General features: G+C 63.7%; 10 protein-coding genes. 3 read left to right on the forward strand and 7 right to left on the reverse strand.

Annotated features, from left to right (window positions below):
* Window positions 1-63: 63 nt before the first annotated feature.
* The 3 genes from CK627_RS06110 to CK627_RS06120 form a co-directional block, all read right to left on the reverse strand.
* Window positions 64-2,106, reverse strand: coding sequence for a TonB-dependent receptor (locus tag CK627_RS06110; RefSeq protein ID WP_095591903.1), 2,043 nt, complete (start codon window positions 2,104-2,106; stop codon window positions 64-66).
* Window positions 2,107-2,333: 227 nt separating this feature from the next.
* Window positions 2,334-3,245 (reverse strand): ABC transporter substrate-binding protein, encoded by a 912-nt coding sequence (locus tag CK627_RS06115; RefSeq protein WP_095591904.1) that lies wholly within the window; start codon window positions 3,243-3,245, stop codon window positions 2,334-2,336.
* Window positions 3,246-3,362: 117 nt separating this feature from the next.
* Window positions 3,363-4,427, reverse strand: coding sequence for a porin (locus CK627_RS06120; protein WP_010635316.1), 1,065 nt, complete (start codon window positions 4,425-4,427; stop codon window positions 3,363-3,365).
* 220 nt (window positions 4,428-4,647) lie between these two features.
* Between CK627_RS06120 and glpX the strand changes: the two genes are divergently transcribed.
* Window positions 4,648-5,658: a class II fructose-bisphosphatase gene (gene glpX / locus CK627_RS06125; RefSeq protein ID WP_005308234.1), complete on the forward strand. Its 1,011-nt coding sequence runs from the start codon at window positions 4,648-4,650 to the stop codon at window positions 5,656-5,658.
* Between the two features lie 166 nt (window positions 5,659-5,824).
* Entirely contained in the window at window positions 5,825-6,076 is a 252-nt protein-coding gene (locus CK627_RS06130; protein WP_017787388.1) for a YkgJ family cysteine cluster protein, read from the forward strand.
* A gap of 177 nt (window positions 6,077-6,253) precedes the next feature.
* Here CK627_RS06130 and CK627_RS06135 read toward each other — a convergent pair whose 3' ends face one another.
* Genes CK627_RS06135 through hemC form a run of 4 tightly spaced genes read right to left on the reverse strand, consistent with a single transcriptional unit; the run spans window position 6,254 to window position 10,211 of the window.
* Window positions 6,254-7,417 carry a heme biosynthesis HemY N-terminal domain-containing protein gene (locus CK627_RS06135; RefSeq protein ID WP_005308239.1) on the reverse strand — a complete coding sequence of 388 codons (1,164 nt, stop codon included), beginning with the start codon at window positions 7,415-7,417 and terminating at the stop codon, window positions 6,254-6,256.
* Window positions 7,418-7,427: 10 nt separating this feature from the next.
* The gene (locus CK627_RS06140) at window positions 7,428-8,504 is read right to left on the reverse strand and encodes a uroporphyrinogen-III C-methyltransferase (protein ID WP_095591905.1); all 1,077 of its coding nucleotides are present in this window, start codon (window positions 8,502-8,504) and stop codon (window positions 7,428-7,430) included.
* Window positions 8,501-9,235: a uroporphyrinogen-III synthase gene (locus CK627_RS06145; protein ID WP_095593465.1), complete on the reverse strand. Its 735-nt coding sequence runs from the start codon at window positions 9,233-9,235 to the stop codon at window positions 8,501-8,503. Before CK627_RS06145 ends, CK627_RS06140 begins: the two co-directional genes overlap by 4 nt.
* Window positions 9,236-9,281: 46 nt before the next feature.
* Window positions 9,282-10,211, reverse strand: coding sequence for a hydroxymethylbilane synthase (gene hemC, locus CK627_RS06150; protein ID WP_010635311.1), 930 nt, complete (start codon window positions 10,209-10,211; stop codon window positions 9,282-9,284).
* A 322-nt stretch (window positions 10,212-10,533) separates the two neighbouring features.
* Here hemC and CK627_RS06155 point away from each other — a divergent pair, with 322 nt between their 5' ends.
* Window positions 10,534-13,068 (forward strand): class I adenylate cyclase, encoded by a 2,535-nt coding sequence (locus CK627_RS06155; RefSeq protein ID WP_095591906.1) that lies wholly within the window; start codon window positions 10,534-10,536, stop codon window positions 13,066-13,068.
* Window positions 13,069-13,134 lie beyond the last annotated feature (66 nt).

The raw sequence follows: 13,134 nt of genomic DNA on the forward strand, positions 1-13,134 counted from the left end.
CTCGGTGCTTCATAAAAATCTGGCCAGCAGGAGCTGGCCAGAGGGATCGGGAAAAGGGAGGGATCAGAAGCGGTAGGCGGCGCTCAGATGCAGTTGACGGGGTGTGCCCGGCATGATCTGGGAGGCGCTGGTGGCGCTGACGAAGTAGTCGTGATCGGTCAGGTTCTCCACGCTCAGCTGGGCTTCCCACTGCTGCCAGCGGTAGCCGGCCCGGGCGTCGAAGCGGGCGTAACCGGGCAGGGTGGTGGTGTTGGCGTTGTCGGCGAAGCGATCGCCCACCGCGGTCACCCCGGTCTCACCGAACCAGCCCTGCTTGCCGCTCTGATAGCCGGCGAACAGCTCGCCGTTCTGGCGAGAGACGTTCATCGGCCGCTTGCCTTGCAGATCGGCGTCCGCCTTGACCTGCTCGGCATCCTGGATGGCGATGCCGCCGCGCAGGTAGAGCTCGTCGGTCAGCTGGGCGCGGGCACTCAGCTCGATCCCCTCGGTGCGCTGCAGGCCGGTGAGGATCACCTTGGTGGGATCCAGCGGATCCTTGCTGCGCTTGTTGTACATCTCCAGCCGGTAGAGGGAGAGGGTGGTCGCCAGGCGGCCATCCAGCCAGTCGCTCTTCACGCCGCCCTCGTACAGCCGGGTGTGCTGGGGATCCAGGTTGTTGTTCTTGTCGCCCGGGGTGATGCCGATAAGCTCCCCGCCCACCGGGGTGAAGGTCTTGCTGTAGGAGACGTAGAAGGCGTGCTCCTCGATCGGGTTCCACACCAGGCCCAGGCGCGGGCTCAGGCTGGTGACCGAGACGGTCTCCTCCTTGTTGAGGTCGTTGCGGCGGCTGGTGACGGTGAAGTCGTCGCGGCGCAGACCCGCCAGCAGGTGCCAGTCGCCCAGACTGAGCTGATCCTGCACATAGAGGCCGTAGCCGCGCACCTTGTGGTTGGCGTCGCTGGAGAGCTTCATGGCGCCATCGTAGGTGGGCAGGGAGCCCGGATCATAGAGGTTGCCGGCCGGGATCGCGGTGGCGTTCTGGTAGAGCTTGGGGGTGCGCTCCTGCCAGTTCTGCTCGAAGCCCACCAGCAGGCGGTGCTCGACGGGGCCGGTCTGCAGCTGGCCTTCGACCTCGGTGTTGCTGATCAGGCTGTTGGCCTTGAGATCCTGTTGCCAGCGGGCGCGGGTCACCTTGTCACCCTTGACGCTGGTGACATAGGTGTTGTCGAACTGGCTGTCGAGGCTGGTGTAGCCCAGCTGCTGGCGCAGTTGCCACTGATCGTTGATGTCCCAGCTGAGGCGCGAACGGGTGGACTGGGCCACATCGTCGATGAAGTCGCGGCGGGTATCGCTGTAGACATACTCCTTCGGCACGTCGGCCGGGCGGCCGTTGACGCCGGGGATGCCGCGATCCGGGGTGCGGTCGTGCTCGTTGCGCTCGTACTGCAGCAGCCAGTTCAGCTTGTCGTTGATCTCCCAGTTGACGGAGGGGGCCAGCAGGGTGCGCTTGCTGGTCACGCCGTTGCGAAAGCTGTCCTTGTCTTCCTGGGCCAGGTTGAGGCGCACCTGCACCTGCTCACCCGCTTCACCGTTGAGATCGGCAGCCAGTCGGCGGCTGTCGAAGCTGCCGACCTGGGCGCTGACGCTGGACTCCAGCCCCTTCTGCGGCTTCTTGCTGACCCGGTTGACGATGCCGCCTGTGCTGCCACGGCCATAGAGCACCGCCGCCGGCCCCTTGAGCACTTCGACCCGCTCGGTGTTGCCAAGGTCGCGGGTGTACTGCATGTCGTCGCGAAAACCGTCCAGATAGAAGTCGTTGCTGGCGCTGAAGCCGCGGATGTTGACGCCGTCGAAGCGGGTGTCACCGCTGGCGTTGACGCCGGGGATGCCGGTCAGGGCCTCGCTCAGGGTGGGCTGGCCGAAGGCGGTCAGCTCGCTGGCCTTGACGCTGTCGATGGCCTGCGGCACCAGCTTGGCCGGGGTGTTGGTACGGGTCGCGGTGGCGACCTCTTCATGTTGGCTGCGTTTGCCGACCACTGTCATGGTCTCGTCTTCGGCGTGTGCGCCGGCGCTCAGGGCCAGCAGGGCGACACTCAGCAGAGTGCGCGGGTGGTGAGGTGTGTGCATGTTGCGTGTTGACTCTTGAAGAAGCGACCTGATGGTCTGAACTTATTGATTTATTTGTAATTATTTTGTTCTCTCTCATTTGAGAGGATGCTAATGATATTGATTTTCATTAGCTGTGCAATAGAAACATGTTTTGACGATGGGGCTGGGTATCGGATGACTCGCCCTGCCGGCAGGGGGCCCTGTCGGCAAGGTAACGGGAGGAGAGAAGAAGGGGGATGAGGGGCTCAGTGGTCGGCGGCGGCGGGGGCGATCCCGGCCAGCTGCTTGCCCAGCACCAGCCGCGGCGCCGGGTCGGTCTGCAGCGGGATATCCTGCAGCGGGGTGCCCTGCAGGTTGCGGTGGATGATGTTGGCCGCCATCCGGCCGAGGGCCTGATAGCTGCTGATGGTGCCGATGGTGCAGCCGTGCTCCACATAGAGCTCGGCGCTGCAGATGGTGGGGATGCCCGCCTCGTTGAGGGCGGCCAGTAGCTCGGGGGCGATGGAGAGCAGGTAGCTGTCGGCGGCGAGAAACACGATGCTCTCTTTGGCGTCGCGCTGCAGCCGCTTGAGTTCGCTGGCCAGTCGCCGCTTGTCCGGTGCGATGCGCCAGGTGGTGAGTTCCCACTGGTAGCGACGGGCCTCGCGCAGCAGCATCTCGCCGGTCAGCAGGGTGTTCTGCTCGCGCGGGTTGAACGGCAGCAGCAGCCCCTTGCTGGCGGGCAGATAGCGGCGGGCGTTGGCGAGCTGCAGCGCCATCGGCACCATGTTGCTGGTGCCGGCCACCATCCGGTTTTCCGTCTTGTCGTCGGACAGGAAGCCGGCCCCGACGGGGTCGGACACTATGCTGAAAATCAGCGGCTTGCGGTTGCCCACCAGGCTCTTGACCATGGCCGTGGCGGTGGTGCCGAAGCAGTAGATGTAGTCGTAGTCGGCGAGGGAGGGCAGCAGCTGCTGGCGCAGCAGGGTGGCCAGCGCGGTTCTGTCCTGATTGGCGTTGAAGGTGACGAAGGTGGGGTGATGACCGAGCCGGTTGAGCTCGTCGCGAAAGCCGCGCTCGGCGTCCGTTTCGCCGCGCCACAGCACCATGGCGATGGTCAGCGCCTGAACGGGCAGGGCGCAGAGCAGGCAGCAGCAGATGAGCAGGCGTAGCGGCATGTTGATCTCCTCGTCTTGGCTCTGTTGAGCCTAGATCATGGAGGGCCGGGCGCGTCGGGGCGGACAAAAAAGAGCGCGCCGGCATCAGCCGGCGCGCGCAGAGCAGAGGGGCCCGACTTAGAAGTCGTAGCGGGCCGCCAGCTGGAAGTCATCCTTGACGTTGAGCTTGCCGCTCTCTTTGCTGTCGAGGTTGTTGATGCGGTACTCGCCGATGACGCGCAGGTTCTTGTTGAACTTGTACTGGGCGCCCAGGGTGTAGTAGTCGATGGAGTCGTAGTCGGCCTTGCCGGACTGCTCCACCTTCTGTTTGTTCCACAGCGCCATCAGGCCGAAGCCGTTCTCGAAGTTGTAGCCCAGCGCCCCTTCCCAGCCGGTGTGATCCTTGCCGGTGGCCAGGAAGTCGCTGCCGTCCGCATAGCTCAGGGCGGCGTAGACGGCCTTGTTGTCGTACTTGGCGGAGAGCAGCCACAGCTTGGCATCCTCTTCTCCGTTCTTGTCGCGGATACCCACGTTGTAGGCGGTACCCAGCGCCAGATTGAACGGGAAGGTGTAGGCCACGGCGGCGCCGTAGGCGGCATCGCTGTCCTTGCTGGTGGTCTCTTCGGTGTCACCGCCATCGAACTTGTAGCTGGTATCGATCTGGAAGCCGTTGAACAGACCAGAGTACTTCAGCACGGAACCGGCGCGGTTGGTGGCGAAGGTGTCGGTCTTGGCGCCGAGGGCCTCGTTGCCGTAGCCGTCGGAGAGGGAAACGTCAGTCCAGTCGGCCAGGAAGCCAGGGGCCCCCTTCTGGCGACCGAAGGTGATGTTGCCCCAGTCGGCGCCGACACCAGCGAACGCCAGACGGGTGCGCAGGTTGTCGGAGTTCTCGCTGATGGTCTTCTCGCTGTCGTTGATGTACATCTGCACTTCGTACTGGGCCAGCGCCTTCAGTTGGCTGTTGATCTGGCTGTCGACCTTGGCGCCGAAGCGGACGAACTGGTTGGCGCCCTGCTTGTCGCTGTACTCCTGGGTTCCGTTCGGATGGGTGCTGTCGACCCCTTCCTTCTTGTCACCGAAGAACTGGCCGGCGTAGATGCGGCCGTACAGATCCAGGGTGGTGGTGTCATTCTTGTAAACTTCAACGGCTTGAGCCTGGAAGGCCGCGGTGAGAGCCAGTGCCACTACAGTCAGCTTTTTCATCTTAATCCCTTGTGTTGCAAGCTTTGTTGTAAAAGACGGGGGCCATGCTAGGCAGGGGGGATGACAGCGGGGTGACACTCTCGTGAAGTGTCGGTGGCGGTTTGATGTCAAATTGGTGAAAGGGCCGTGTTTTGTGTGACGAACCGCCACTTTTGCGCGCAAAGGTTTGCCCTTGTGGTAGAATGCCGCCCGTTTTCGAGCTCCAAAGGTTGGATATGCGATGAGACGTGAACTGGCAATCGAGTTTTCCCGAGTGACGGAAGCGGCTGCACTGGCTGGCTACAAGTGGCTCGGACGTGGTGACAAGAATATCGCCGATGGTGCGGCCGTTGCGGCCATGCGCCATATCCTCAATCAGATCCAGATCGATGGTGAGATTGTGATCGGCGAGGGTGAAATTGACGAAGCTCCCATGCTCTACATCGGCGAGAAGGTGGGCACCGGCATGGGCGACGCGGTGGACATCGCGGTTGATCCCATCGAGGGTACCCGCATGACCGCCATGGGTCAGGCCAACGCCCTGGCCGTGCTGGCCGTCGGCGACAAGGGCTCCTTCCTCAAGGCCCCCGACATGTACATGGAGAAGCTGATCGTGGGTCCCAAGGCCAAGGGTGCCATCGACCTCGATCAGGCCCTCGAGCTGAACCTCAAGGCCGTGGCCAAGGCGCTCGGCAAGCCGCTCTCTCGTCTGACCGTGATCACCCTGGCCAAGCCGCGTCACGACAAGGCGATCAAGGAGATGCAGGGGCTGGGGGTGCGGGTGTTCGCCATTCCCGACGGCGACGTGGCAGCCTCCATCCTCACCTGTCTGCCGGACAGCGAAGTGGACATGCTGTACGGCATCGGCGGCGCACCGGAAGGGGTGATCTCGGCGGCGGTGATCCGTGCGCTGGACGGTGACATGCAGGCCCGCCTGGTGCCCCGTCATCAGGTCAAGGGCGACAGCCCGGAAGTGCGTGCGCTGGGCGAGCAGGAAATTGCCCGCTGCGAGGCGCTCGGCATCGACGTGAGCAAGGTGCTCAAGCTGGAAGACCTGGCCAAGAATGACAACGTCATCTTCTCGGCCACCGGCATCACCAAGGGTGATCTGCTGGACGGCATCACCAGCGACGGCGTCATGGCGACCACCGAGACCCTGCTGATCCGTGGCAAGTCGCGGACCATCCGTCGCATCAAGTCGATCCATTTCCTGGACCGCAAAGACAGCGTGGTGCGCGACATCATCCTGTAAGCTGGATGCGCGCGGGGTAATCCCCATGGTACCACCTGAAAAGCCCGACGCTGTCGGGCTTTTTGTTGCCGGTCGGCAAGGGCTATTTCATGGTGTGGCCGGGATAACAGTGAGGAAAATCCCCGCCCTTTGCTACACTGGCGCACCCTGCCGAGGAAAGCATTACATGGAATGTCGTCAAGGTTGCGGTGCCTGCTGCATCGCCCCCAGTATCAGCAGCGCCATTCCCGGCATGCCCGACGGCAAACCGGCCGGCGTGCCCTGTGTGCAGCTCGATGCGCGGCTGGGCTGCAAGATCTTCGGCCAGCCCGAGCGGCCGGCGGTGTGCAGCGGTTTTCGTCCCATGCAGGACGTGTGCGGCTACCACCGGGAAGAGGCCATCTGGCTGATCGGGGAGCTGGAGCGAATGACATCCTGAGTCTGACCCTCTCCCTCAGGGAGAGGGTAGGGTGAGGGTGGTAGCTGGTTCCCCCCCTCATCCCCGACCCTTCTCCCGCGAGGGGAGCAGGGAGGGCAGCCATCCGGAGCAATCTCAATAATCCCAATAGAAAGAGGCCGCAACTGCGGCCTCTTTCTATTTTGCGACGAACGGACGTCAGACGTCGGCCAGCTGCAATGCCTGGCGATAGTACTCGTTGGCCTTGTTGGTCAGCCGGCGCTTGTCCATCACCTGGCCGAGGGCGTGGTAGACGGCGGCATTGGGCGCCTTCGCCACCTCCTGCTCCAGCAGACGCTGGGCCTCGTCCAGCTGACCGGCCAGCAGGTAGACCTGGGCCAGCGCCGCGTCGACGCCCGGCTGATCCTGGATCTTCTGCAGCAGGGTCAGCAGGGGCTGATAGCTGTCGAGCCTGAGCTTGGGCAGACGGGCCAGCAGCTGGGGCGAGACCTGTTTGCGCAGTGCATCGAGCCACAGCTCGGCCGCTTCATTGTCGGCCCCCAGCTGGCGCAGGCGATCGCCATAGGCGGCCAGCAGCTCGGGATCCTGGCGCAGCTTGCGCGGCAGCGCCTGCCACACCGGGCGCAGGGTATCGAGGGCGCCGCTGGCGGCGCTGAGGCGGCCACGCCAGGCCTGTTGCAGCAGATCCTCTTCCTGTTTGGGGGTGAGCTTGCCCACCTTGTGCAGCGCCGGAATAAGGTCGATGAGGGCGGTCCAGTCCTCGCGGGCCAGGTGCACCTGGCGCAGCTGGTCCAGCACCATGGGATGGCGCGGGTTGAGGGAGTAGACGGATTCCAGCATGGCCAGTGCGGTGTCGTACTGGCCCTGCTCGATCTGCAGCTGGGTCTGGGTCAGGGTCAGCGCCAGCTCGGCCTTGGGGTTCTCCTCCTGCGCCTTTTGCAGGTATTGATCCCGGCGCACGTCATCGCCCCGTGCCTGGGCCGCCTTGGCGGCGCTCAGGTAGTTGAGCAGCGGGGTGTCGCTGTTGCTGGCGCCCTTGAGCATCAGCTTCTCGGCCTGGCTGTAGTGCCCCTCGGCCATGGCCAGGGTGGCGGCCACGGTCTGCTGGTTGGCCTTGCGGCGCCGGCGCGAGCCGTACCAGCCCAGCGTCTTGCGGCGCAGGCCGAATACCCGGCCCAGCACCCACTCGACAATGAGCAGCAGACCGTAGAACAGCACCGCCAGGATCACCGCGCTGGTGACCGAGGACTCCACCGTGTAGTTGCCCAGCGAGATCAGCACATAACCCTTGTTGCCGGAGGCCTGCGGGCCGAAGATGAGGCCGGCCACCATCACGGCCACCAGTACAATCAGACGAATCATGGTGCCCTCCTCAGTTGCTGGCCAGAATGCGCTGCAGGCGCTCGGTCAGCACCTCTTCCAGCATGGCCTGGGTCTTGAAGCGATCCGGGTAGTTGAACTGGATCTGCTCCCCCTTGAGCTTGTCCAGCTCGGACTGCATGTAGTGGGTGGCGCTGTTGTCGGTGTCGAAATACTGGGTCAGCCAGCGTTGGGCCTTGTCCAGGCTGTCGTCATAGAGGGCCTGCTGCTCGCGGTAGACGGCGAGCTGGGCCTGCAGCAGCTTGGTCTTGAGGTTCTCGCGCAGGAAGATCTCCTGCTGCGGGGAGAGGAGGGCCTCCACCGCGCCGTCGCGACGGCGGATGGTGATGAAGTTTTCGGTGAACTTGACCCAGTTCTTCTTGAGATTGCTCTCCCACTCGTCCGGGTTGGTGCTGACGGCCTGATCCGGCTCTGCCTTGGCTTCCGGCATGCTGACAGTAGAGAGCGGCAGCAGCTCGATCTGATCGGAGAGGGCGGCCAGCTTCAGGGTCAGCCCTTCGCGATCGATGCGCGGCATCCCCTTGAGCTGGGCGATGTCTTCGGCCAGCGCCTTGCGAATGGGCATCAGGCTGGGATCGTTGAAGGCCTTGATGCGCTCATCGGCATTGCCGAGCAGAGTGATGGCGGAGACGAGGTCGTGTTCCAGCCACAGCTTGCGACCGGCCATCCGCACCAGGTATTCGGATTCGGCCAGCATCCAGTCGTTGGGGCGCTTGTCGTTGAGATCCAGCACCCGGGTCTGCAGACCCTTGAGCTCGTCCTGCAGCAGTTGTTGCTGCTTGCCGAGGGCGGCCAGCTGTTCGCCATCCTTGCTGTTGCTCTGATCCAGTTTGGCCATGGCGTCAGCCAGCTGTTGCTTGAGGGCGCCAAGTTCGGCCTGCTGGGCCACCGCGTTCTGGTGGCCGTGCAGATAGAGTCCGCCGGTCAGGCCGAGGGCCAGCAGGATGGCGATACCGCCGAGCACTGCACCCGAGCCGCCCTTCTTGTTGTTGCTGACCTGCTGGCCGGGTTGCTTGTTGTCGGCCACGGAGGCCGCGGCACTCGGCTGGACTTCTTGCTGTTCAGTCATTCCATCTTCCTCAGTTCCAGAGCGGCCGTCAGGGCCTGGTTGGATGCACCCTGGGCAATCGTGATATGGGTAAAGCCCGCCGCCGCGGCCAGTTCGGCCACCCGCGGGCTGGGGACCACCAGCTGGCGGTCGTGCAGCCAGGGCTGCTGCCGGTCCGGGACCAGTTCCAGCAGCCGTTGCAGCAGTTCGCCACTGGTAACGAGCAGGCTGTCGAGCCCGGCCGCCTGCCAGTGGCGGGTCAATGCGTCCCCGTCCAGAGCGGGGTAGTGGCGCTCATAGGCCGCACAATAGTGCACCAGTGCGCCGCGTGAGGCCAGCGTCCGGGCGATGAGATCCCGGCCGCCATTGCCGCGCAGGATCAGCACCCGCTTGCCGTTCACCTGTTGCAGACCGGGCAGGGCCAGCAGCCCCTCGCTGCGCGGATCCTCCGGGCAGGCTGCCGTGATGCCGGCGGCCGAAAAGGCGTCCGCGCTGGCCTGGCCGACTGCAAAGTAGTCAATATTTGGCCAGGTCTGACCAGTTTGCAACAGAAAATGATGAGTGAAATTAACTGCATGCATACTGACGGCGATGACGATGTCGGCCTGGGGCAGCAGTTCGGGCAGGCGCTGCAGCTCGCCGCCCGCCACGGTTTCCAGCAGCGGGCAGCAGAGTGGTGTGTGGCCGTGCTGGCGCAGCAGTGCCACCAGTTCGGCGGCCTGGGCGGCCGGGCGCACCACCAGCGGGACCATCAGGGTTGGCTCCGGCATGGCGGCCATGCTTCGAACCGGCCCGCACTCATGCCCGGTAGACCTCGGCGAGGATGGCATCGGCACCATCGGCCAGCAGGCGCTGGGCCAGGGTGTGGCCGAGGGCCTCGCCGTCGGCCAGTGGGCCGCGGATCTCGTCGCGGATGACGCGGCTGCCATCCGGGCTGCCCACCAGGCCGCGCAGCCACACTTCCTCTCCCTCTACCAGGGCGTAGGCCCCGATGGGGACCTGACAGCCCCCCTGCAGGGCACGGTTCATGGCACGCTCGGTCAGCACCCGGATGCGGGTCTCGGGGTGTTCGAGCGGGGCCAGCAGGGCGTGCAGCTCGTGATCGTCGAGGCGGCACTCGATGCCGACCGCGCCCTGGCCATTGGCGGGCAGGCTCTGTTCCGGCTCGATGAAGGCGGTGATGCGGTGCGCCATCTCCAACCGTTTCAGGCCGGCGGCGGCGAGGATGATGGCGTCGTATTCACCGGCGTCCAGCTTGGCGAGACGGGTGTTGACGTTGCCGCGCAGGTCGCGAATGACCAGATCCGGGCGTGCCGCGCGCAGCTGGCACTGGCGGCGCAGGCTGGAGGTGCCGACCACGGCGCCTTGCGGCAGCTCGTCAATGGCGGTGAAACGGTTGGAGACGAAGGCATCGCGCGGATCTTCGCGCTCGCAGATGGTGTGCAGGCCGAGCCCCTCGGGGAACTCCACCGGCACGTCTTTCATGGAGTGCACGGCGATGTCGGCCCGTCCCTCCAGCATGGCCGTTTCCAGCTCCTTGACGAACAACCCCTTGCCGCCGACCTTGGCGAGCGGGGTATCCAGGATCTTGTCACCCTGAGTGCTCATGGGGACCAGCTCGACCTGCAACTCGGGGTACAGGGCTTCCAGCCGGTCTTTGACGAAGTTGGCCTGCCACATGGCCAGGGGGCTCTTGCGAGTGGCAATTTTCAGGGTTCGGGCTGCCATATCAATCAGTTGTTTCATCTTTAGAAGGAAAACGATCTTACCACCCTTTGCAGGGGCTTTCATGGCACAGCCGGCAAAAGCGGGGCCAAGCTCAAAAACAGCGGCTGAAAATGATTTTCATTAAACTAAAATGCAAGGTTAATTGATTGAAATTTAAAAAATTTATTGCTTTCCAATGATACTGTTTAGTGACTTGTCATAAATAATCCGGCGATTGTGTGCGGGCTTGTTTACCACCGCTGTTTGCATTGTTAACATGATCACACTTTTTTGACGTCTCCCCGTTTTGGTGCGTCATTTATCACCTCGTATAGGCAGGGCATTGCTGGTAAAACTCGACACGCTGGTGGCGCGCTACGACGACATCAATCGTCTCAAGACGCAGCGGGCGTTAGGTCTCATGAGTCGCTACGGGCAGCAGGTCTTCCAGCTGTTACCCGTCATGCTGCACTTCAATCATCCCCTGCTGCCCGGTTATGTGGCGGGGGATGTGCCGCACGGCATCTGGAGTTTTACCGCCAACGACGCCCAGCAGGCCTTCATCGAGGATCTCTGCCAGAACGCCAACTGCCAGAACGGCCTCACCACCCATGACAAGTCGATCCAGGGGCTCTACTCCATGGGCAGCACCTCGTCCATCGGTCAGTGCTGCCACTCGGATCTCGACATCTGGGTCTGCCACGTGGCCGGTCTGTCGCAGGAGCGGCTCGCGCTGCTGGATCTCAAGTGTCAGCAACTCTCCAAGTGGGCCGAGCAGCGGGGGGTCGATCTCAACTTCTTCCTGATCCCCGAGGACAAGTTCCGCCAGCGCAACGACGCCCAGATGCAGGGGGAGAGCTGCGGCAGCGCCCAGCACCTGCTGCTGCTCGACGAGTTCTACCGCAGCGCCATGCACATCGCAGGCAAGCGGCTGCTCTGGTATCTGGTGCCGGCCGAGTATGACGATCACTACGACGACTACGTCAACGGCCTGTTCGCCCACGGCAAGCTGAGCCAGGATGACTGGCTCGATCTGGGGGGCTTCAACCGCATTCCGGCCGAGGAGTACTTCGGCTCCGCCCTCTGGCAGCTCTACAAGGGCATCGACTCCCCCTACAAGGCGGTGCTCAAGTCGGTGCTGATGGAGGCCTACTCCCACGAGTACCCCAACACCCGCCTGCTGTCGGTGACCAGCCGCGACTGGTTCCAGCACAACGAGGGGATGCACTACCGGCTCGACAACTACTGCCTGATGCTGGACAAGGTGACCAACTACCTCAAGTCCATCGGCGACATGCAGCGGCTCGATCTGGTGCGCCGCTGCTTCTATCTGAAGGTGTGCGACGGCCTCAGCCATCCGAAAGAGGATCACTCCCCGGCCTGGCGCCGCGAGCTGATGACCCAGCTGGTGGACTACTGGGGCTGGAGCCGGGAGCGGCTGCAGCATCTGGATCACCGTCAGGAGTGGAAGGTGGAGGACGTCAAGGTGGCCTACGCCGAGCTGCTGGAAGCCCTGATGCAGAGCTACCGCAACCTCATCCAGTTCGCCCGGCGCAACAACATCAGCGAGTCCATCAATCCGGAAGACATCGGCATACTGTCGCGCAAGCTCTATGCCGCGTTCGAGAGCCTGCCGGGCAAGGTGCAGCGGATCAACCTCAAGATAGCGCCGGACCTGAGCGAGCCGGATCTGAGCTTCGTGCAGGTGCCGCACGGTCGCCTGAACCGCGCCGGCTGGTATCTCTACAAGCATTCGCTGGAGCCGGTGGACATCATCGGCCGGGCGCCGCTGGAATATAACGGCTACATCAGCAAGTTGGTCTCCTGGGCCTACTTCAATGGCCTGCTGACGCCCCAGTCCCGGGTGCACCTGTTCAACCAGGGCTCGGATCTGCACATCGACAACCTGCACCAGTTCTGTCGCGATCTCTCCGGCACCTTCCCGGTCAAGTATCCCCGTGCCACCAACCTGGCCCTGAGCCGGCCCTGCGAAATTCGCCAGCTCTCCATCTTCCTCAACCTGGAGACGGACCCGACCAGTCACTGGGTGGGCCAGGTGATCGAATTCGACGCCAACGCCGCCGACGTCTTCTCGTTCGGCCGCAACCTGGAGTGCCTGGTGGGCTCGGTGGATCTCGTCTATCGCAACTCCTGGAGCGAGATCCGCACCCTCCACTTCCAGGGGGAGGAAGCCGTGGTAGACGCCCTCACCACCATACTCGGCAAGATGCACCAGGATGCCGCCGCCCCTGAGATGATCGAGGTGTTCTGCTACAGCCAGCATTTCCGCTCCCTGGTGCGCAGCCGCTTCCAGCAGCTGGTGGCCGAGTGCATCGAGCTGCGTCTGGCCCGCGACAAGCAGCAGCTGGTCAAGACGCTGGCGCTCGGCAAGGAGAAGTACGGCATCTTCTTCGAGCGGCGTGGGGTGTCGGTCAAGAAGCTGGAGAATGCGGTCGACTTCTACCGCCACATCTCCCACAACAAGCTGGATCACTTGCCGCTGCGGCTCGACAAGACCCACAGCCAGCACCTGCCCGGCATCGTCGACGCCTACGCCAGCGAGGGGCTGGTGCAGTTCTTCTTCGATACCCGGGACGCGGGCACCAACATCTATATCCTGGACGAGGCGAACCGGGTGGAGATCTACCAGCACTTCGCCGGCAACAAGGATGAGCTGGTGCAGGGGGTGAACCGCTTCTACACCTCCAGCCACGAGCGCTTCAGCGACGCGGGCCAGTTCAGCAACTTCAACCTGCCCCAGTACTACGAGATAGTGCAGATCAATGGCGAGCTGGAGGTGATCCCCTACCGCAGCCAGGGTCAGTTGCGTGACGGTGGCCAGGGGCGCGAGCTCGGTTCCGCCGCCGGCGCGGGGTAGGGCAGGGGCCCGCCCGGCGTGCGCGCAAGCGCCCCGGTCTCGGCCCCCTGCTGCACAGGATCATCG

This window comes from Aeromonas dhakensis, assembly GCF_002285935.1.
GTDB lineage: Bacteria > Pseudomonadota > Gammaproteobacteria > Enterobacterales > Aeromonadaceae > Aeromonas > Aeromonas dhakensis.